Below are 20,865 nucleotides of genomic sequence, written 5' to 3'. Positions count from 1 at the left end.
AAGCGTCGATATGACGAGGCCAATCAGGGTAATCATTGAGGGTATTGGCAGCGGTTTGAATAGCGCAACATGCGAATGCATCAATAGCGGGGAGAACCCCGCTATATTCAGGCGAAATTCAGGTGAAGTTAATTAAGATATTGCGTTCTAATGAGGGTCACGTTTTTAGCAATGATGTCATTCAGACACTGACGACACTCTTCTTTATCTCCTTGCGCCAGTGCGTCGAGCAACCTGTGATAATACGCCACACGGCTCTGATAACCGTCAGGCACCCCATTGCCATATAAAAAATGCAGGCTGGGGCCCATTCGCACCCACAGTTGTTCAATCATTTGATAGAGCGTCGGCATATTGGCATAACGGTAAATCTCAAATCGAAACGTGTGATTTGCCAGGAGTCGCTCTTGTATCGTGCCGCTTTCGTGCGCCTGTTGATACTGCTCCAGGAGCGTGGTGAGCGTCTGCAGGCGCTCGGCAGAAATCGTCTCTGCCGCCGCCGCTACCGCCATACCTTCAAGTTCGGTGCGGACATGGTTGATCTCTTCCCATCTCGCCAGTGAAATGTCTGGCACCATAAAGGCCTGCGCCGGAGCAACAGCCAATGCGCTGGCGGAGACCAGCCGCAGTAATGCTTCACGAACAGGTGTAATACTGATCCCCAGATCGTGGGCAATATTTTTCGTAATCAGTCTCGCACCAGGTTTTAATGCGCCTATCGTCAACTGGTGTTTCAAACCGTTCTCAACCTGTGTCGTCAGGCTGATATGTGATGTTCTTTCCAAACCGGGCATTTTACATCCTTCATTTATTCATCGAGCGACATCTCAATTAAATCCACAAACAGCGCAAGGGATTTGAGTGTAAAAAAGCAAACCTGGTCAGGAATAAAAAAATAAAAATTAAACGTGATAGTTTACCCGCGTGATATTTCGTTTATTAACGTTCTGTGACGTATTTTGCGGTGCTTTAATTAAAGCCGCAAATGACAAATTTGCCCATTTTTTATGGCGGCATTGCACCGCCATTATTACTTTACACTTCATCCGTCAGTTGGATGACGACTTTGCCGAAGTTTTTCCCCGTTAACAGGCCAATAAACGTTTCAGGGGCATTCTCCAGACCGAGAGTGACCTGTTCACGATAGTGAATTTTCCCTTCTTTCACCCAGCGCCCCATCTCCTGCTGAAACTCGTGAATCCGGTGCCCATAGTCCTGGCTAATAATAAACCCTTGCAACCGGATCCGTTTTTTCAGAAGCGTGGCCATCAGCAACGGAAGCCGATCGGGGCCCTCGGGCAGGTGTGTGGCGTTATAGCCGCTCACCAGGCCGCAGAGCGGAATGCGTGCGGACGTATTGAGCAGCGGCAGAACCGCCTCAAACACCTTACCGCCGACGTTCTCGTAATAGATATCAATTCCCTGAGGGCAGGCTTTCTCCAGTTGCGCCGCAAAGTCTTTCGCATAATGGTCAAGGCAACTGTCGAACCCGAGAACTTCGATGGCGTGACGACATTTTTCAGCACCGCCCGCAACACCGACGACCCGGCAACCTTTCAGCTTACCAATTTGCCCCACCGTCGCCCCTACTGGCCCCGTGGCGGCGGCGACAGCCAGCGTCTCTCCCTGTTTTGGTTGCCCGATATCCAGTAATCCCATATACGCTGTAAAGCCGGGCATTCCTAACACCCCCAGCGCCCACGAGGGATGCTCAGGGTTGTGACCCAGTTTCACCAGACCCTCGCCGTTGGAAAGATCATAGTCCTGCCAACCGCTGTAGCTCAGAACCCACTCTCCCGCAGGATAATTCGGATGATTTGATTCCACCACACGACTGACCGTGCCCCCGACCATCACGCCGCCAATATCAACCGGTGGCGAATAGGACGGTTCATCGCTCATGCGTCCACGCATATAGGGGTCAAGCGAAAGGTAAACGGTGCGCAGCAAAACCTCTCCTTCGCGTGGGCGCGCAACTTCATGCTCTTCGAAGCGAAAGTTGCTGGCAGTCGGTGCGCCATGTGGACGTGACGCCAATACCCAACGACGATTACGATGTGTTTGTTGACCCATAATGTTCTCCAGTATATTTGGCATGAATTCCTCAATACTAGTCTCCTGCCACTGATGACGCACTAACCTTAATTGCTGCCAGGATTTAAACGCACCACCAGATAAACGCAAGGGGATGGCGTTTCATTAATAAAGCGGCAGTCATTGGGCGGTCCGAGCTCAAGACAGTCCCCGGCCTTGATTTCATGGCGGGTATCCCCTTCAACAAACACCAGTTCCCCCTGTTGTAACCAGATAAGCTGTCGGGCCAGCGCGTAGGACGACGCCGGCATCGGGATGTCGCTGCCGGGGGGGAGCTCAATCTGCACCAAATCGATGGGCAGGTCGCTGCGCGGCGAGACATGGCGGCGCAGATAGTGTGTTTGCGGATCGTGCCAGACCGGTTGATCGGCAAAGCGCAACAGCTTGCCCTCCTGCATCTCGGCGCGGGCGATCAGCGTCGACATACTAATGCCAAACGCGCCCGAAAGTCTGCCAAGCAGCGTTGCCGTTGGACTGCTCTCACCCCGTTCAATCTTATGGATCATCGCCCGTGAGACGCCCGCCCGCTCGGCAAGCTCCGTCAACGACCAGCCCCGCGACTCGCGTTCAATACGAATTCTGACACTGATCCGTTGATTTATGCTGTCTTCAATAGTATTCATATCGTAATACTATAGTGAACACCCCCTGAGGTTCAACATGCCCATTCGATTTGCCAGCAAAGATGACTGTGCCGCCATCGCAGAAATCTACAACCATGCCGTTTTACACACCGCCGCAATCTGGAACGATCAAACCGTTGATGTCGACAACCGCATCGCCTGGTATGAAGCGCGTCAGTTCCTGGGCTATCCGGTGCTGGTCAGCGAAGAAAATGACACGGTCACCGGCTATGCCTCTTTTGGCGACTGGCGAAACTTTGAAGGCTTTCGCCATACCGTTGAACACTCGGTTTATGTTCACCCGGAACATCAGGGTAAAGGACTGGGGCGAGCGCTGCTCAGCAGACTGATTGATGAGGCGCGTGCGTGTGGCAAACACGTGATGGTCGCCGGGATTGAGTCGCAAAACCTCGCCTCGCTGCATCTGCATGAAACACTGGGGTTTAAAACGACAGCGCACATGCCGCAGGTCGGCACGAAATTTGGTCGTTGGCTGGATCTGACCTTTATGCAACTGCAACTGGACGATCGTCTCGATCCGGACGGACGCAGATGAACCAGACGCTGACCGTTGCTTTCCTGATTGCCGCAGGCATTGGCCTGGTCGTACAAAACACCCTGATGGTGCGTATTACCCAAACGTCGTCGACCATCCTTATCGCGATGCTGCTCAATTCGCTGGTGGGCATTATTCTGTTTGTCAGCATTTTAGGGTTCAAACAGGGTGCGGCGGGATTTGGCGAGCTGATGTCGAGCGTGCGCTGGTGGACGCTGATCCCCGGCCTGTTGGGTTCGTTTTTTGTCTTCGCCAGCATCAGTGGTTATCAATATGTCGGCGCGGCGACCACCATTGCGGTGCTGGTCGCCAGCCAATTGATTGGTGGCTTAGTGCTGGATATCGTGCGAAGCCACGGGGTGCCGCTACGGGCGCTGGCAGGTCCTGTGTGTGGGGCGGTACTGCTGGTTGCCGGCGCCTGGCTGGTCGCCAGGCGCACGTTTTAGGGTGCTCAGAGGATCGTGCCGCCTTTGGTGAGCTGATCGCGGCGCGTTTCCATATCTTCTTTGTGCTGGCGTCCATGATGGGCAATGGCGTTACGCAAGCGTTGCTGCTGGGTGTAGCGCTCCTCCCGGCTCAGCTCGCCGTCATCGCTCAGCACCACCAGCAGTTCGTTCATATGGCTGATAACCCCCTTTTTAATGGCGGCATCGACGCGTGAGCTTACCTCATCCAGGTGCGACATATTTTCTCCTTAACGTCTTAATTCAGTTTCGCTTTTGAAAAATCGCTGCCCATCAGGCTAACGCTGTAACCGCTCACGTTACTGCGCGTAGCGTAGAACGTTTTTCCGTTAGCCAGCGCTATCCACGGCGCTTGCTGATAAAAAATATCCTGCGCCTGACCGTACAACGCCGCGCGTTCGGTCGGATTACTGACCAGCTTCGCCTTCTGAACCGCCTCATCATACCCTTTATCACACCAGCGTGCGGCATTCGATCCGGTTTTGATGCTATTACACCCCAGCAAGACATCGGCAAAATTATCCGGGTCGCCGTTATCAGACATCCAGCCAAACAGTGCGGTATCATGTTCGCCTTTACGCATGCCAGAAAGGTACTCGCCCCACTCATAAGAGACAATTTTTGCCTTTACGCCCACTTTGGCCCAGTCGCTCTGGATCATCTCGGCAATTCGCCGCGAGTTGGGGTTGTATGGACGTTGAACCGGCATTGACCATAGCGTCACTTCAAAGCCCTTCTCCTGCCCGGCCTGTTTCAGTAGTTCTTTTGCCTTTTGCGGGTCGTAAGCGTAGTCGTTAAGGTCTTGTTTAAAGCCCATCATCTTCGGCGGAATGGGCGATTTTGCGACGGTGCCTGAACCTAAAAAGACCGCGTTAATGATCGCGTTTTTGTCCGTGGCGTAATTCAGCGCCTGGCGGACCAGAACATTATCCAACGGTTTCTTCTCTGTATTAAATGCCAGATACCCCACGTTCAGCGCGTCAACGGTATGCAGCGTCAGATCTTTATTCTTTTTAATCTCATCAAACTGCACCGGCGCAGGCGCGGGAATAATCTGACACTCGTTGGTTTGCAGTTTTGCCAGACGCGTCTGGACGTTAGGCGTAATCGAAAAAATCAGGTGCTTCGTCGGCACATCGCCATCCCAATAGTGAGGGTTCGCCAGATAGCGAATCTGCGCATCCTGCTTGTACTGTTGTAAAACGTAAGGACCGGTGCCAATCGGCCAGTTATCGACGTTTTCCGGCGTGCCTTTTTTCAGCATGGCATCGGCATATTCCGCCGAGAGAATGGAGGCAAAGTCCATTCCCCAGTCGGCGAGAAACGCCGCATTCGGCTCGCTCAACACAAACTGTACGTGGTAATCGTCAAGCTTCTTCACCTCTTTGATCAATTTGTCCAGACCGACATCATTGAAGTATTCGTAGCTCCCCTGCGAAACGTTGTGATAGGGATGGCTGGCGTCTTTCTGGCGCAAGACGGAGAAAATAACGTCGTCAGCGTTGAAATCACGGGTGGGCTTGAAGAACTTATTACTGTTGAACTTCACGCCCTGCCTCAGGGTGAAGGTATAGGTTTTGCCGTCCTCAGAGATCGTCCAGTCGGTTGCCAGAGACGGAACCGGGGTATTTTTTACCGGATCAAAATTAATCAGTCGGTTGTACAGCACCTGAGAACTGGCCACAAACGAGGGACCAGAGCTGGCGATTTGCGGGTTAAACGATTCGGGAGACGCTTCCGAGCAATAGATGAGGGTATCCGTCGCTGCCGCCACGGCGGCTCCTGTGGGCAACATTGCGCTGAGCGCCAACGCAAGCACTGCTTTCCCTGTAGACATAGTTATAGGCCTTTTCATTTTAGTATTAAGGGGACCATCTGAGCATAGCTGACAAAAACTGACAAATAACGAATCACTCTCAGGTTATGCAAATCCGGCATTTTTCGCTGAAAAATTCCGCAACGGACGTGAAAGAATTTCCCTTAAGTCTTTTTGTTAACGTCAAGAATTTTCCTGGTCCTCTATGCCTGGAAAATTCGCCCCTTTTTGCCTCTCTTCCGCCGTTTGCATGTCGCGGTACCCCGTAAAGTAGATGCGTGAAGAAGTCTAAGGGACAATAACGTGGCAAAAACTCTCTTGCGTAGCGGCAATCTGGATGACTATCAGGCCGTGGGCGGCGGCGGTCAGGCCGTTTTTGATTCAGCATTGCAAATTCGTGAAACGCTCCGCCTGCGTAAACAGCAGGCCATGGTGGAATGTCTGGCGATACCGCAACTCAACGATAGCGGCGAACGCGTTGACTGGTATTCCCCTGTCGAGGGAGAGGCTATCGCGTGGAAATCTGCCAGTGAAGAGTCGCGTTTACGGGCGCTGCGCGTGCTGTCTGGCATGGTAGAGACGGCAGCGGCATTGAGTCGAAAAAGCCTGCAATCCGGTAAAACTTCCCTGCAACTGTTTGGATCGTTGCTGGAGAAAGCCCTTCAGTTCCCTGGCGAAAATCATGTTTTTTTGGTGAACGGTAAGCCGGTTATCACCTTCTGGGGTTTCGTGAATCTCAATGAAAATACCCGTGATGAGGTCCTTGATTGCCTGCGCACCTTTGACGCGCCACCTGCGCTTTGCACAGAACCAGAGCCGGAAGACGAGCCCGTTCCCGAGGTAACCTTCGCCCAGGCGGATGAACCTCTGCTGGTGCCTGTTATCGAGCCAATCCCGGAGCCTGAACCGATTTCAATTGCTGCGCTGAAGGTCAGCGAGCCGGAAACGCCACCGCCGTCGGTGAAACCCGTCCGCCGTCTGCCCGTGTGGTGTTTGCCGCTCGCGGCGGCGGTTATTGCGCTCATCGCAGCGCCGTTGCTGTGGAAGCCATCAGCTGACGTCGCTGAAACCCCCGTCCCCGTGACGTTGGCTGCATCAGAGATAAAACCGTTGCCGAAGACAATCGCCCCGCTACCGCTGCATCAGGCGGAAGTGATCCCGGCGCCTCAAACAGAGAAAAAACCGGATCAGCCGGTGGTGATTACCGCCATCCCGAAAGATGCGCTGGTGATGGATGCCAATCAGATGAAAGCCGGGACGACACGTTTTTTAAACGGCAACTGGCGCGTGATGATCGATGTAAAGGATCCCATCACCGGGAAAGCGCCTTCTCTGCGCTATCAGTTGCAAAACAATAAGGGCACCGCCCGCGTGGTGCATGGCGACAGCATCGTCTGTCGGGCCGAGGTGTTCTCTGGTCTGCATCAGACGGGTGAGCTAATGATCAAGAGTCGTGGCAATGCGCGTTGCACTGACGGTTCACGCTACCCCATGCCGGAAATTACCTGTAAAGCGGGCGCGAATGACGTCGCGGCGTGCACGGCGCGTTACGATGCTCACGCGGCGCTGCCGTTGACGTTTAAAAAGATAGGTTCCTGATTTTATGCTGGTAAATCTGTGTGATTACAAACAAAGCGTAACGCTCATCGCCAACAGCGGCGTACAGTTTCTGGATTTCGGGCTGACGCCGCAGGAATCCGCGCACCTGGGTCGCTTTGTGCGAAAAACCGCCAATGGCCCCTTGTTACGGCTGGATTTAGATCTCAGCAGCGGTCGCTATACATTACCGGGGCGAACCGGCGGACAACCGGAAGTCGTTAAACCGGAAAGTACCCAGACGCTGCATCATTCGCTGGAGGTGCTTGACGGCGTCTGGCTGCCGCTGCCGTTTTTGCGCTTTAATCCGCCACGCACTTTCGTGGAAGGTCCGGATAACTGGGCGCGGGTACAGGTGCGCAAACTGGCGCAACCCGACGGTGCGGGAAACACCCATCGCATTACCCTGGCGCTAGACAGCCAGTTGGCGCAGAGTGTCTCTGCAACGCTTGCGCCAAATGAAAACGATCTGCTCAACGGTACACGCTTTGCGCTCGCCTGGCGCGATGACGAAGTGGCCGACTTTCTTGATCAGACCTGGGTTGACGGCTGGCTGCGGGAGTCCTTTTTCCAACATCTTACCCAGAAAGAGCATCACTCAGAGCAGGACGTTCAACTGGCGCTGCGCAACTTTGAGTATCAGGCGCACTGGCTGAATCTGCTGACGTTGCTGGGCGAACAACTTGCGGTGCCGGAAGTAAAACTGGTCACCCATACGCTGAGCACGCCCGCGATCCCTGTCGATTTGATTCTGGATGTCGGAAATACGCACACCTGCGGCGTCCTGATTGAAGATCATGGTGATGCCAACGACGGGCTGCGCCAGACGGCAGAATTGCAGGTTCGTTCGTTAAGCGAGCCGCAGTTCCTCAACGATCCCCTCTTCACCAGCCGCCTGGAGTTTTCCGAAGCACGCTTTGGCAAGCAGCACTTTTCCGTCGAAAGTGGGCGCGACGATGCTTTTGTCTGGCCGTCTATTGTGCGGGTGGGAGACGAAGCCCGAAAACTGGCCATGCAGCGTCTGGGCACCGAAGGCAACAGTGGGATCTCCAGTCCGCGTCGCTATCTGTGGGATGAAACGCCGGTATTGCAGGACTGGCGTTTTAGCCAGATGAACAGCAAAACCCAGCGCGAGCCGCTGGCCACAGCGTTTCCGTTAATGAATCTGATGAATGACGACGGACAGCCGCTGTTCAGCCTGCCACAGGATGACCGATTGCCGGTATTCTCCCCGCAATATAGCCGCAGCACGCTGATGACCCACATGCTGTGTGAAATTCTGGCGCAGGCGCTGGGGCAAATTAACAGCGTCGCGACCCGGCTGCGTCTGGGGTTCCCGACCTCTCCCCGTCAGCTACGCTCGCTGATTTTGACGTTGCCCTCTGCGATGCCGAAACAAGAACGCGAGATTTTCCGCCAGCGCATGTTCGAAGCCGTCGCGCTGGTGTGGAAGGCGATGGGCTGGCATCCACAAGACGAAGACTTCGCCACCCGCAAACAGCAGGAAAAGAGCGTTATTCCGGTGCCCACGATCCAGATGGAGTGGGATGAAGCCAGCTGTGGGCAGCTCGTCTGGCTGTACAACGAAGCAATTTCGCACTACGCCGGTCGTACGGAATCCTTCTTTAACGCCCTCTCCCGTCCGGATCGCCTGCCAGAACCCGGTGAAGTGAAAGGTCGGGCGTTGCGCGTTGCCTCTATCGACATTGGCGGCGGCACCACCGATATGGCGGTTGTTCATTATCAGCTTGATGACGGTGTCGGCGCCAACGTCAAAATCACCCCTCATTTATTGTTTCGTGAAGGGTTTAAAGTCGCCGGAGACGACCTGCTGCTGGATGTCATTCAACGTTGCATCCTGCCCGCGTTGCAAACCCGTTTGCAGCAGGCCGGGGTGAGCGATGCCGCCGCCCTGCTGGCGACCTTGTTTGGCGACTCGGGGCGGATAGATACACAGGCGATTTTGCGCCAACAAACCGCGTTACAGCTGTTTATGCCGCTGGGCCATGCGGTGCTTAGCGCCTGGGAGCAAAGCGATGTTAACGATCCGCTGGCGGGATTACATGCCTCGTTTGGCGAACTGCTGCCTCAGCGTCCTACGCGCAACGTGATGAACTATATCCAGCAGGCTTTCGATCATGCGTTGCCGTCTGGCGCTCCGGCGTTTGATCTGCTGAGTGTACCGCTACAGGTGCAGTTCAGCACGTTACAGGAAGCGCTGCTGGCAGGCCAGTTCACATTGACCTCCCCGCTGCATGCCGTCTGTGAGGCCATTTCTCACTATTGCTGCGACGTGTTGCTGGTCACCGGACGTCCGGCCTGCTTACCGGGCGTACAGGCGCTGATCCGCCATCTGCAGCCGGTTCCGGTCAATCGAATCGTCTGGATGGACAACTACCGCGTGCATGAATGGTATCCGTTCAGCCAGCAAGGCCGTATTGGCAATCCGAAATCGACCGCTGCCGTGGGCGCGATGCTGTGCAGTCTGGCGCTGGACCTACGCCTGCCGCGCTTTAACTTCAAAGCGGCGGATATTGGCGCTTACTCCACGGTGCGCTATCTCGGGGTGCTGGATAATACGGTGAACACGCTGCGCGATGAGAATGTCTGGTATCACAACGTCGATCTCGACAAACCGGGCATGAAGCTGGACGCCCGTCTGCACTTCCCGTTACGCGGCAACGTTACCCTCGGTTTTCGCCAACTGGCGAACAGCCGCTGGCCGGCAACGCCGTTATATACCCTGAGCATCAATTCCGCCGAACTGGCGAAAACCATTGCCGGAGATGGCGTCTTAAACGTGCGACTACAGCTGCGCGGCACCAATAAAGACAGCGGGCCGGAATCCTTCGTGCTGAGCGATGCCTGGCTACAGGATGGCACGCCTGTCGCCGCCAATGCCCTGACCCTCAAATTAAATACGCTGGCAGACCGCCGACACAGCGGCAGCCACTACTGGATCGACAGCGGGAGTGTGTACCTGAAATGAGTAAGCCGTTAAACACCACGCAGGCCATCATTGACTGGGTTAATCACACTCGTCAGCAGACAACGCGCCTTGATGATGAAGCCGATGCGCTGTTGGCGCAGCTCACTCAAGCCGGCGTGAAAGAATCAGCCCTTCATCAGGCGCAGGCCACCCGAGGATGCGTGGGTCTGTATGGGCACTCACAATCCGCAAAAGCGCATCTTCTCAGTGCGCTCTGCAGAGGCGGCAATGGCAAGCTGAATGTCGTTACGCCAGATCGCAGTTTTGACTATTTTTCACATATTAATCCGGGGCATGCGCCAACGAACATGGCGCTGCGTTTTACCCGAGACAACCTCTCAACTGATAGCGACTGGCCGCTGCGTTTGCGGCTTATCAACGAAGCGGAACTGGTGCAGATTTTTATCGCCCAGGCCTGCGCGCAACCCGCCAATCGACCGGTTGAACGGTCGATCATCGAATCACGATTAGAAAAGTGGCAGGCACTGCGCCAGCGTCAGCCCGTACAGGGTGTGACGCCTGAAGACGTCGCGGCCATTGCCCGTTTCTGGCGAACGTGCGTGCCCTCCGGGCAACAGCAGATTGATGATGCGCTCTGGCACCAGTTTGCCACCCTCCTGCCTGCTGTCGACCTCAGCACCCGGGCAAATGCGTGGGCTTTATTGTGGGGGGAGCAACCGGAACTAACCCGCCAATGGCTGGATCTGGCGCATACGTTGCAGCAAACCGGTCATGCTGAAGCGCTGGCGGCACCACTGAGTTTACTGGTCGACAACTTTGGTTTACCGGCGGAAAGCTTCCTCACCCAGGGGGCGCAGAGCAACGGTGAGACACAAAGCGATGTGGTGGTCCATCCGGTGGTGAATGGGCAACCGCAGAATGCGATCAGTCTGTCACTGGACGCCCTGGCGCTGTTGACGCGTGAAGTGGTTCTGACTGTTGAAGATGCGGTACTGGATAACGTTGATCTGCTGGAGATCCCCCTGGCGCCCGACGTCGCGCACACCCCGTTGTGGCGGGCCAAGCTGGAGTGGATGCTGGAGAGTTATCGCCAGCGTTTACAACCCGACGTTCTGGTTATCTGTAACGCCCTTTCAGCCCGTTCGCAAACCCCGGCGGTCGCCCGCAAGCTATCTGGCTGGGTGCATGACACTCAACCGTTGCGCGACGCCGCCATGCCAGGGGTGGTATGGGCGATTACCCCGCAGGATGCCCGCTTTGCGACGCAACAAAATCTGGATGAAGCCGTTCAGCAGTTAATGGGCAAACCCGGTTTACACTGGGGAACGCTGCAGGCGCTGGATAAACACAGTTTACAACGCCTGGTGGAGTGGCTCTCGCAGGCGACATCACCGGTTCAACGCCAGGCGCGGCTGACCTCGTTGATTGGGCAGCATCATCAACAGCTCCGCGACCTTATGCTAGCGGATACGGGCGAGCCGATGGCCACCGAGACCGTTATTCGTCAGTTGCAGGCGCAGGCGGCCCGTCATGGCGAACTACTCGATGGGCTGTTGCCGCCGATTCACCGTTTTGAGTCATTGCTGCAGACTCAACAACCGCGTGAAGAACAGGTTAGCGGGCTGTTCAGTGAAGAGATCGACCTGTTCGCCGACATGCGCGATGCGCCCCGTCCAGAGGAAAACAAACAAACCGGCGACCTGGCGCATCGAATGTGGGTTAACCATGTGCGTCAGTGGTGTCGTAATGAGGACAATGCGCGTCGATTGGGGCTGGAGTCGGAAACGCTCCGTCACACCGTGGATATTCTGGTCACCGCAAGCTATCGGCTCAATCTGCCACAGCATTTACAGCAGATGATGCAGCGTGAAGAGGTCTGTGGCGCGCAGTTGCACGCCGGAATAGGCAATTTTATCGCCTGGCTCGGCTATACGGAGGTCGCAGAGGATGCGCGCCCTGCCAGTCGAATCCGTAAAGGAACCGCTATTTTCAGCGCGACGGTACAACCGCCGATGTCCCGCTTAACGCAACTGGACGAACAGCCCGTGCACGCCGCCAGTCGCTATGTCTATGACTGGCTGGTTGCGCTCTACACTCGCGCCAATGAAAACAACGGATATCCGCATCCGCTGGATGTCACAGACGCAGACAAAAAACGGTTGCGCGAACTTTTGCCCGATGCCAGATGACGAGGCCCAGGCCTCTTATCTGGCAGTGCAGTGTTACATCAGAACAGTGAAAACATCAGCGCGACAGGGAAACTCATCGGCCAGGTGGCGCCGACCAGAACGGCGCTCAGCAAGCGGATCCGTTTTTTATCGTGGGAGAGAAACCAGGTCGTCAAACAGGAGATTGACGCCATTACTGCGTAAAAAATCAACATCTTTTGGTAGACAGACATGTCAGGCATCCAGGCCAGAATTATAAAACGGGCACAATATGCTCCTTTTTTTGATCTGCATCAAGTTTTATTGCCCTGAAACACGGATTTAACAGAAGCCCAACACAACTCTGTGATGTCCAGAATAAGTGCTATTGCGAATAGTTTGAAGCCGTACTATACACATAAGGGCAATAAAAAAAGGTGGCAAAAATGAATGTTTCCAGTAGAACCGTAGTGCTGATAAATGTCTTTGCTGCTGTTGGGCTTTTTGGCCTTATCTCTTTGAAATTTGGCTGGTTTTCTTGAATCAATTCCGTGCTTGCAATGTAGAATGGCAGAGAGAATTTCTCCTCTCTGCCATCGACTTTCGACCTTCCTGCCTGTGAGATGTCCGGTTAATGCTTAACCATGACGTGGCGGACAACGGTGTAATCTTCTAACCCATACAGTGACATATCCTTACCGTACCCCGACAGTTTTTGCCCGCCGTGAGGCATTTCACTGACTAACATGAAATGGGTATTCACCCAGGTACACCCATACTGCAGTCTGGCGCTCAGACGATGCGCCCGCCCAACGTCCCGTGTCCACACCGATGACGCCAGCCCGTACTGCGTGTCGTTCGCCCACGCCAGCACCTGATCTTCATCGTCAAAGACGGTGACGCTCACCACAGGGCCAAAAACTTCGCGCTGCACAATGGCATCTTCCTGTTTCGCGCCAGCCAGCAGCGTCGGCGCAAAATAGTACCCCGCCCCAGGCACTTTTTTACCGCCGGTGATGACCTTGATATGGCCGAGCGCTTTCGCCTCTTCCACGGCTTTGCTTACTCGCTCAAGGTGGGCCAGCGAACTTAACGGTCCCAACTCGGTGGTTTCATCTTCCGGCGCGCCGGTCTTAAGGGTGGCGACGGCCGCCCCGAGTTTCTCAACCAGCGCGTCGTAGATCCCTTTCTGGGCATAAATCCGGCACGCTGCGGTACAGTCTTGCCCGGCATTATAGAATCCAAAGGTGCGAACACCCTCGACCACGGCATCCAGGTCTGCGTCGTCGAAGACAATCACCGGCGCTTTACCGCCCAACTCCATATGCGTGCGTTTAATCGACGGCGCAGTATGGCTGATAATGTGTTCGCCCGTCGCGATGGAGCCGGTCAGGGAAACCATGCGCACTTTTTCATGCCCCGTCAGCGGATCACCCACCGTTTTACCGCGACCGAACAGCACGTTAATCACACCTGCGGGGAAAATGTCCTTCGCAAATTCGGCCAGTTTCAGCGCCGTAAGCGGCGTGATTTCAGAGGGTTTAATCACCACACAGTTCCCTGCCGCCAGCGCAGGTGCCAGTTTCCAGGCCGCCATCATCAGCGGGTAATTCCACGGGGCGATGGAGGCGACAACGCCGACCGGATCGCGGCGGATCATCGAGGTGTGCCCTTCCAGATATTCCCCCGCGGCCAGGCCATTCATGCAACGCGCTGCCCCGGCAAAAAAGCGGAACACATCGACAATCGCCGGGATCTCATCGTTCAGTACGCAGTGCAGCGGTTTGCCGCAGTTTTGCGACTCCAGCGCCGCAAAGACCCCGGCGTTGGCTTCGATCGTATCGGCCAGTTTAAGCAGCAGATCGGCGCGGAACTTCGGCGTGGTTTGCCCCCATCCGACAAATGCGCGATCGGCCGCCCGCACTGCGGCATCGACCTGCGCGGGTGAGGCTTCTGCAATCTCCAGAATCACCTCGCCCGTCGCGGGGTTGTAAACGGGTTGCTTTTCACCTTCACCGCTGACCAGCTCACCGTTAATCAGTAATTGATGTTGCATAGCATTTTCCCATATTGTCGTTTATTTACCGTTTTCGGCGAGCGAGTCGCCCTCACGTGTTAGCCACCAGGCACCTAAAATCGGAATCGTTGTCACCAGCATCACCAGCAATGCCACAACGTTTGTCACCGGGACATCGCGCGGTCGTCCCAGTTGATTGAGCAACCACAGCGGCAGCGTCCGTTCATGTCCGGCAGTGAATGTCGTTACGATGATCTCATCGAAGGAGAGCGCAAACGCCAGCATGCCGCCCGCCAGCAGCGCAGACCCTAAATTGGGCAGCACCACGTAGCGGAAGGTTTGCCAGCCATTTGCGCCAAGGTCCATTGACGCTTCCACCAGGCTCCAGGAGGTGCGTCGGAAACGGGCAACCACGTTGTTGAACACCACCACCACGCAAAACGTCGCATGTCCCACCACGATGGTGAAAAAGCCCGGCTCCAGATTGATGGTCTTAAATGCGGTCAGTAAGGCCAGACCGGTAATAATCCCCGGCAGCGCAATAGGCAACAGCAGCAGCAGCGAGATCGCATTTTTGCCAAAGAAGTCGCGTCGCCACAGCGCGGCCGCCGCCAGCGTTCCCAGCACCAGCGCGATCCCGGTGGATAACGCGGCGATTTTCAGTGACAACGTCACAGATTCCAGAATGTCGCTGCGCTGCGCCGCGACGCTAAACCAACGAAGCGTCAGCCCCTGAGGCGGAAAACTAAACGCCGCATCTTCGGTGTTAAACGCATAGGTGGCGATAATCAGTATCGGGAAATGAAGAAAAATCACCCCGCCCCAGGCGGCCAGTTTGAGGAGAAAAGGTGCGCGTTCAGAGTGCATCGAACGCTCCCAGGCGTTTCACGAACGCCAGATACAGTGCGATCAAGACCATCGGCACCAGCGTGAATGCCGCCGCCATCGGCATATTGCCGATCGCCCCTTGTTGCGAATAGACCATATTGCCGATGAAATACCCGGGCGGCCCCACCAGTTGCGGCACGATAAAATCGCCCAGGGTCAGTGAAAAGGTAAAGATAGACCCCGCTGCAATCCCCGGAATGGCCAGCGGTAGCACCACGTAACGGAAGGTTTGTCCTGGGCGCGCGCCCAGATCGGCTGACGCCTGGAGCAGTGACGGCGGCAAACGTTCCAGCGCAGCCTGAACGGGAAGGATCATGAACGGCAGCCAGATATAGACAAACACCAGAAAACGCCCCAAACCGGAGGTTGACAGCGTGTTGCCGCCGACGCCGGGTAGCGTCAGAAACGACATCAGCAATGGCTCCAGCCCCATATGGGTCAGAAACCACTGCGCCACGCCGTCTTTTGCCAACAGCAGTGTCCAGGCATAGGCTTTGACAATGTAACTGGCCCACATCGGCAGCATGACCGCGATGTAGAAAAAGGCTTTCATCTTGCCACGGGTGTAGCGCGCCATAAACCAGGCCATCGGGAACGCCAGAATCGCGCTGGCGATTGTCACCGCCACCGCCATGGTCAGCGTTCGCAAAATGATGTCGTAGTTGGCGGGATTAAACAGCGCCTGCAGGTTGGCCAGCGTCAGGTCCGGCGTTACTGACATGGTAAAATCGTCAAAGGTGTAGAACCCTTGCCACAGCAACGTCAGCAATGATCCAAAATAGACGATGCCAAACCACATCAGCGGTCCCAACAGCAGCAGGAACAGCCCCAGCCCAGGATTACGCCAGAAAAATCCGGAGATTTTACTCAGGCGTTTTGATGGAGGGGGTGAATGTAATACGCTCATTGCCATTTACCTCTCCTCAATCAACGGCACCATGACGTTGCGTGACCATGAGGCCATCACGTTTTGTCCTGGAGACAGCGCCGGGGGCAGAATTTCCCCCGTCAGGTTGGCCTGGCTGACCAGCAGCTTTTCGCCCCCGCTCAGTTTTAGCTCAAACCGGGTCGCTGCCCCCTGGTACTGCACCGCCTGAATCACCCCTGCCGTCTGCACTTCACCCGGGACGTTTAACCGAATATGTTCCGGGCGCAGCGAGTACGTTCCGGCAAGGCCGCAGACACGGGAGGACATCGCCGTATCAAACACGTTTGATGTCCCGACAAACCCCGCCACAAAGGGCGTACGCGGTCGCATATAGAGTTCATGGGGAGAGTCAACCTGTTCGATACGGCCATTGTTGAACACCGCCACGCGATCCGACATCGACAGTGCCTCACCCTGATCGTGGGTGACGAAGATGAAGGTAATGCCGAGCGACTGCTGCAGCTTTTTCAACTCCAGCTGCATCTGCTCGCGTAATTTGAGATCCAGTGCGCCAAGCGGCTCATCCAACAGGAGCACCCGTGGCTCATTGACCAGCGCGCGGGCAATCGCCACACGCTGGCGCTGACCGCCGGAAAGCTGTGAAGGTTTACGTCCGTGAACAAAACCAAGGGCGACTTTTTCCAGCGCTTCCTGGGCCTGCGCATAACGCTGTTTTTTAGCAACGCCTTTGACCATCAGACCATACGCAACGTTGTCGAGAATCGACATATGCGGGAACAGCGCGTAATCCTGGAAGACGGTGTTGACGTCCCGCTCCCAGGGCGGTAATTCGCTGGCGTGCTGACCAAAGATTTTAATTTCGCCGCCAGAGAGTTGCTCAAAACCTGCAATCAAACGTAAGCAGGTCGTTTTGCCGGAGCCGGAAGGCCCCAGCATGGAAAAAAACTCACCGTCATTAATCGCAATACTAACGTCATCCACCGCCCGTACGTCACCGTACAGGCGTGAGACGTTCTCAAATTCCACTGCGTACGTCATAAATCACCCCAGAGGAATTAGCGACCGCCCATAATGGCAATGTAATCCTGCGTCCAACGGCTGTAAGGTACAAATTTGCCGCCTTCCGCGATCGGTGTTTTCCAGAAAGCGATTTTGTCGAAGAAGTTGTAGCCGTTGGTTTCACACCCTTTTTCACCCAGCAGAGGACTGGCTTTACAGCCATTAGGCACCACCGGCAGAGAGCCAAACCAGGCGGCGACATCGCCCTGCACTTTAGGCGTCAGAGACCAGTTCATCCACTTATACGCACACACCGGATGTTTGGCCTCGCTGTGCAACATGGTGGTATCGGCCCAGCCGGTCACCCCCTCTTTTGGGAAGACCGTAGCGATAGGCTGGCCTTCGGCTTTCAGCGCATTCGCCTGATAAGGCCAGGCGCCCGAGGCGACCACGCCTTCATTTTTGAAATCACTCATTTGCACGGTGGTATCGTGCCAGTAGCGATGGATCAAACCGTGCTGGGTACGCAGCACTTCGAGTACGGCCTGGTACTGTCTCTCATTTAGCTGGTAGGGGTCGGTGATGCCCAACTTCGGTTGGGTGGCTTTCAGGTATAACGCGGCATCCGCAAGATAGATGGGGCCATCGTAAGCCTGGACACGCCCCTGGTTTGATTTACCATCCGGGAGATCCTGTTTAACAAACACCACGCTCCAGCTGTCCGGCGGCGTTGGGAATGTTTTGGTGTTGTACATCAACAGGTTCGGCCCCCACTGATACGGCGTGCCGTAGACCTTGCCGTCGACGTTAAACCACTCGCCTTTCACGACGCGCGGGTCGACCTCTTTCCAGTTGGGGATCAGCGCCGTGTTGATGGGTTGCACACGTTTGCCCATAATCAGTCGCAGCGACGCATCGCCCGAGGCGGTCACCAGATCGTAGCCCCCTTTCGCCATCAGGCTCACCATCTCATCTGACGTTGCGGCAGTTTTCACATTGACCGCACAGCCCGTCTCTTTTTCAAACTGGGTGACCCAATCGTACTGCTTATCGGTTTGACCCCGTTCGATGTAACCAGGCCAGGCGATAATATCCAGACGACCTTCCGGTTTTTCTAATGAAGTGGGCGGTTCGGCGGCGTGTGCGGTCATCAATGTCATACCGAGCGCACACAGGCTGCTGCGGGCAAATTTCTTGCTCATAACGTCTTACTCCTGTCGCAAAATATTGAGCGGCAGCCTTGCCGTAAATATATGTCCTTTCCTAAAAATAGTCGGCGCCTTTGAAGCGCACCTGTCGGGGCAAGGAAATTTAATCAGGTTGTGAGCTAACACGCATTACGCCGCGGATAGCAGCAACAATGCTAAATCTTCTGGAGTATAGACAAGGAGTTAGGGCGCAGCGGAAAAATAAAGCGGACTATTCAAATTTCCTATGACGGGCAATATGTTAATAACGATGGGGTTAACAATCGGTCATGAATAACTATTTTGAAAATGCCCCGGCGCTATTCAAATTAAAACAATAGCGCCAGAGAATTTATTTCAGCATACCGCGAATCAGATTTCCGAGTTGTTTCACCGCCTGCTCTTCTCTTTCTCCCCAGGGCCAGGCGGTATTAAAACGAAAGAAACGCGTCCAGGTGTCAGCGGTGGAAAACATTTTTCCTGGGGCGATACTGATGTGATGTGCCAGCGCCTGCGCGCTCAATTCTCCGGCATCCAGCGAATCAGGCAGCTCCAGCCAGAGAAAATAGCCACTGTCGTTATGGTGTATTTTGACCTCTGCGGGAAGGTGGCGGAGCAGCGTTTGCCAGGCCTGTTGCTTGCGCTCGGCGAGCTGGCGGCGTAAACGGCGTAAATGCGCGTCATAACGGCGGGTCGCCAGATAATCCACCAACGCCAGCTGCATTGGCGAACTGGTGGAAAGCGTGCTCATCAGTTGCAGCCGCTGGATTTGTCGGGCGTGCTGACCCGCAGCAACCCAGCCGATGCGGAATCCTGGCACCAGACATTTCGAAAACGACGAGCAATGTAGCACCCTGTCGCTGCGATCCCAGGCTTTGGCGGGCAAGGGTTTTTCACGGCCAAAATAGAGTTCGCTGTAGACATCATCTTCTATCAACATCACGTTGTACGCGTCCAGCAGCGCGACCAGTCGTGCCTTTTTCTCCGGGCTGAGCGTGAAACCGAGCGGATTTTGGCTGTTGGTCATCAGCCAGCACGCTTTCACCGGATACTCCTGTAATGCCTGTTCCAGCGCGGCTAAATCAATACCCTCTTTGACATCGGTCGCCACCGACAGTGCTTTTAAGCGTAACCGTTCTAACGCCTGCAACGCGCCGTAGAAACAGGGATTTTCAACAATCACCCAGTCGCCAGGCTCGGTCACGGCTTGCAGGCTGAGGTTCAACGCCTCCAGCGCCCCGGCCGTGATCACGATTTCATCGGGAGAGACGGTAATGCCCTGCTGGGCATAACGGCGCGCAATCGCGTGGCGCAACTCGGCATTACCCGGCGGCAGGTTTTCAATGACGCTCATCGCCGTGGCGGTTTTGCTGACCTGGGCCAGGGAACGGTTAAGCTGCTGTAAGGGGAATAGCCGCGGGTCGGGAAATGCCGAGGCAAACGGCATGACGGAGGCGTCCCGGCTGGCCTGTAATATCTCAAAAATATAGGTATTGATATCCACCGCTTCATCGCGCATGACCTGCGCAGGCGGCACAACAGGCTGACGGACCGGACGCGGCGCCACATAGTAGCCCGATTGCGGGCGGGCAATTATGCGCCCCTGGCTTTCCAGCAGCTGATAAGCGTGACCGACCGTCATAAAGCTCATGCCGCTACTGGCAACCTGCTCTCGCAACGACGGCAAACGGTCGCCTGGCTGCCACACGCCGGAGGCGATTTGATCGCGAATCTGTTCGGCCAGTCGCTGATATTTCTTCATTTCTCTTCCTGAAGGCGTACAGGGATAAACGTAGTGTATATCAGTTTACATAATTGCCTGGTTTTTGATAACTGTTATGAACAATTTAGCTCAGAACCTCATACCCGCTTTGTCTGTCACACTAGCGTCAACTTCAGCTCTTTCCCCAGCGCTTTGGCTGCAGCCTGAACGGTATCGATTTTCGTCGAATGGCGTAAATCAAAGAGCCGGGTAATTTCTTGTTTTGGCTTACCAATCCGCGTTGCCAACTCCTGCTGCGTGATGCTTGATTCCAGAAATGCGTTGAGTAACAAAATCTTGGAGGTCACGCTTAGCGGGACGTCTACGTAAGCGTCCGCATCGCAAAGCACCGAAGGCTGCGGTATCGGTTCATTGTCTTCAAAATAAAATTCTAACGCGGTCATCAGCGCATCGAAGGCCGCCTCTAAAGATTCCTGACGCGTATCACCCTGTGTTAATGCCTCCGGGATGTCCGGGAACGACACGACATAACCGCCTTCTGGCGCAGGCGTTAAATTGACGGGATAGCGCATAATGATTTGAGACTCTCGCATGTGGTCAACCTCTTTATCCGTGATGATCAACGCAAACCCAGTTGCTTAAGTATGGCTTTACGCAACGGTTCTTTTATCTCATCGCCGGGATGTCTGGGCATGACGCTGCGTTTCCCGTGATATCTCAGTTTCAAATGGTTCGCGCCATTTGTCACTTCAACGCCCTGAGATTCAAGCCAGCGTCTTAATTCGCTTTGCTTCACTGCGCCCCCAACGGTGTATTATAACCACAAAGTAAACGTTTATGTTTACCTGCCTCTCTTTTTAGCATCTATACCACGCTTTTCTTCATCCTGCGTCCGCGACATTGAAAAATGGGAACG

20 protein-coding genes are annotated in these 20,865 nt (G+C 55.1%); 6 read left to right on the top strand and 14 right to left on the bottom strand.

The genetic code is table 11. The features are described from left to right. Positions 1 to 128 precede the first annotated feature (128 nt). From P2W74_RS11940 to P2W74_RS11930, 3 genes are all read right to left on the bottom strand, one after another. Positions 129 to 794 (bottom strand): GntR family transcriptional regulator, encoded by a 666-nt coding sequence (locus P2W74_RS11940; RefSeq protein WP_276295101.1) that lies wholly within the window; start codon positions 792 to 794, stop codon positions 129 to 131. A 241-nt stretch (positions 795 to 1,035) separates the two neighbouring features. After that, entirely contained in the window at positions 1,036 to 2,073 is a 1,038-nt protein-coding gene (locus tag P2W74_RS11935) for an NADP-dependent oxidoreductase (RefSeq protein WP_276295100.1), read from the bottom strand. 68 nt (positions 2,074 to 2,141) lie between these two features. Next, positions 2,142 to 2,717: a helix-turn-helix domain-containing protein gene (locus P2W74_RS11930; RefSeq protein ID WP_276295099.1), complete on the bottom strand. Its 576-nt coding sequence runs from the start codon at positions 2,715 to 2,717 to the stop codon at positions 2,142 to 2,144. A gap of 37 nt (positions 2,718 to 2,754) precedes the next feature. On the opposite strand from P2W74_RS11930, the gene P2W74_RS11925 reads away from it, so the two are divergent. Both P2W74_RS11925 and P2W74_RS11920 read left to right on the top strand, forming a co-directional pair. Next, positions 2,755 to 3,273 carry a GNAT family N-acetyltransferase gene (locus tag P2W74_RS11925; RefSeq protein ID WP_276295098.1) on the top strand — a complete coding sequence of 173 codons (519 nt, stop codon included), beginning with the start codon at positions 2,755 to 2,757 and terminating at the stop codon, positions 3,271 to 3,273. Then, a complete protein-coding gene (locus P2W74_RS11920; RefSeq protein WP_276295097.1) occupies positions 3,270 to 3,719 on the top strand; it encodes a DMT family transporter in 450 nt (149 codons plus the stop codon). Before P2W74_RS11925 ends, P2W74_RS11920 begins: the two co-directional genes overlap by 4 nt. Before the next feature lie 5 nt (positions 3,720 to 3,724). On the opposite strand, the gene P2W74_RS11915 is transcribed toward P2W74_RS11920, so the two are convergent. Next, positions 3,725 to 3,958: a YdcY family protein gene (locus P2W74_RS11915; RefSeq protein WP_276295096.1), complete on the bottom strand. Its 234-nt coding sequence runs from the start codon at positions 3,956 to 3,958 to the stop codon at positions 3,725 to 3,727. Positions 3,959 to 3,975: 17 nt separating this feature from the next. Beyond that, a complete protein-coding gene (locus tag P2W74_RS11910) occupies positions 3,976 to 5,574 on the bottom strand; it encodes an ABC transporter substrate-binding protein (protein WP_276295095.1) in 1,599 nt (532 codons plus the stop codon). Between the two features lie 282 nt (positions 5,575 to 5,856). Between P2W74_RS11910 and P2W74_RS11905 the strand changes: the two genes are divergently transcribed. Genes P2W74_RS11905 through P2W74_RS11895 form a run of 3 tightly spaced genes read left to right on the top strand, consistent with a single transcriptional unit; the run spans position 5,857 to position 12,288 of the window. After that, complete coding sequence (locus tag P2W74_RS11905; RefSeq protein WP_276295094.1) at positions 5,857 to 7,152, top strand: SrfA family protein; 1,296 nt, start codon at positions 5,857 to 5,859, stop codon at positions 7,150 to 7,152. 4 nt (positions 7,153 to 7,156) lie between these two features. Continuing rightward, positions 7,157 to 10,138, top strand: a complete 2,982-nt coding sequence (locus tag P2W74_RS11900; protein ID WP_276295093.1) for a virulence factor SrfB — start codon at positions 7,157 to 7,159, stop codon at positions 10,136 to 10,138. Continuing rightward, a complete protein-coding gene (locus P2W74_RS11895) occupies positions 10,135 to 12,288 on the top strand; it encodes a virulence factor SrfC family protein (RefSeq protein WP_276295092.1) in 2,154 nt (717 codons plus the stop codon). The genes P2W74_RS11900 and P2W74_RS11895 overlap by 4 nt, the downstream gene beginning before the upstream one ends. Before the next feature lie 38 nt (positions 12,289 to 12,326). Here P2W74_RS11895 and P2W74_RS11890 read toward each other — a convergent pair whose 3' ends face one another. After that, positions 12,327 to 12,500: a GhoT/OrtT family toxin gene (locus tag P2W74_RS11890; protein ID WP_203361147.1), complete on the bottom strand. Its 174-nt coding sequence runs from the start codon at positions 12,498 to 12,500 to the stop codon at positions 12,327 to 12,329. A gap of 192 nt (positions 12,501 to 12,692) precedes the next feature. Between P2W74_RS11890 and yncL the strand changes: the two genes are divergently transcribed. Beyond that, entirely contained in the window at positions 12,693 to 12,788 is a 96-nt protein-coding gene (gene yncL / locus P2W74_RS11885) for a stress response membrane protein YncL (RefSeq protein WP_276295091.1), read from the top strand. 89 nt (positions 12,789 to 12,877) lie between these two features. Here the strand turns inward: yncL and patD are convergent, their stop codons facing one another. From patD to P2W74_RS11845, 8 genes are all read right to left on the bottom strand, one after another. Beyond that, the gene (gene patD, locus P2W74_RS11880; RefSeq protein WP_276295090.1) at positions 12,878 to 14,302 is read right to left on the bottom strand and encodes an aminobutyraldehyde dehydrogenase; all 1,425 of its coding nucleotides are present in this window, start codon (positions 14,300 to 14,302) and stop codon (positions 12,878 to 12,880) included. A gap of 21 nt (positions 14,303 to 14,323) precedes the next feature. After that, entirely contained in the window at positions 14,324 to 15,130 is an 807-nt protein-coding gene (locus P2W74_RS11875) for an ABC transporter permease (RefSeq protein ID WP_203361145.1), read from the bottom strand. Further along, complete coding sequence (locus P2W74_RS11870) at positions 15,120 to 16,064, bottom strand: ABC transporter permease (RefSeq protein ID WP_370552327.1); 945 nt, start codon at positions 16,062 to 16,064, stop codon at positions 15,120 to 15,122. Before P2W74_RS11870 ends, P2W74_RS11875 begins: the two co-directional genes overlap by 11 nt. Beyond that, positions 16,065 to 17,078 carry an ABC transporter ATP-binding protein gene (locus tag P2W74_RS11865; protein ID WP_276295089.1) on the bottom strand — a complete coding sequence of 338 codons (1,014 nt, stop codon included), beginning with the start codon at positions 17,076 to 17,078 and terminating at the stop codon, positions 16,065 to 16,067. 17 nt (positions 17,079 to 17,095) lie between these two features. Next, a complete protein-coding gene (gene ydcS / locus P2W74_RS11860) occupies positions 17,096 to 18,241 on the bottom strand; it encodes a putative ABC transporter substrate-binding protein YdcS (protein ID WP_276295088.1) in 1,146 nt (381 codons plus the stop codon). Positions 18,242 to 18,578: 337 nt separating this feature from the next. Next, entirely contained in the window at positions 18,579 to 19,988 is a 1,410-nt protein-coding gene (locus P2W74_RS11855; RefSeq protein WP_276295087.1) for an aminotransferase-like domain-containing protein, read from the bottom strand. Positions 19,989 to 20,104: 116 nt separating this feature from the next. Further along, the gene (locus P2W74_RS11850; protein WP_276295180.1) at positions 20,105 to 20,521 is read right to left on the bottom strand and encodes a type II toxin-antitoxin system HicB family antitoxin; all 417 of its coding nucleotides are present in this window, start codon (positions 20,519 to 20,521) and stop codon (positions 20,105 to 20,107) included. 47 nt (positions 20,522 to 20,568) lie between these two features. Further along, entirely contained in the window at positions 20,569 to 20,745 is a 177-nt protein-coding gene (locus tag P2W74_RS11845) for a type II toxin-antitoxin system HicA family toxin (protein ID WP_276295086.1), read from the bottom strand. Positions 20,746 to 20,865 lie beyond the last annotated feature (120 nt).

This window comes from Citrobacter enshiensis, from assembly GCF_029338175.1.
Lineage (GTDB): Bacteria > Pseudomonadota > Gammaproteobacteria > Enterobacterales > Enterobacteriaceae > Citrobacter_D > Citrobacter_D enshiensis.
Note: the sequence above shows the minus strand (reverse complement) of the source record. Positions and strands in the feature narration are given on the sequence as shown.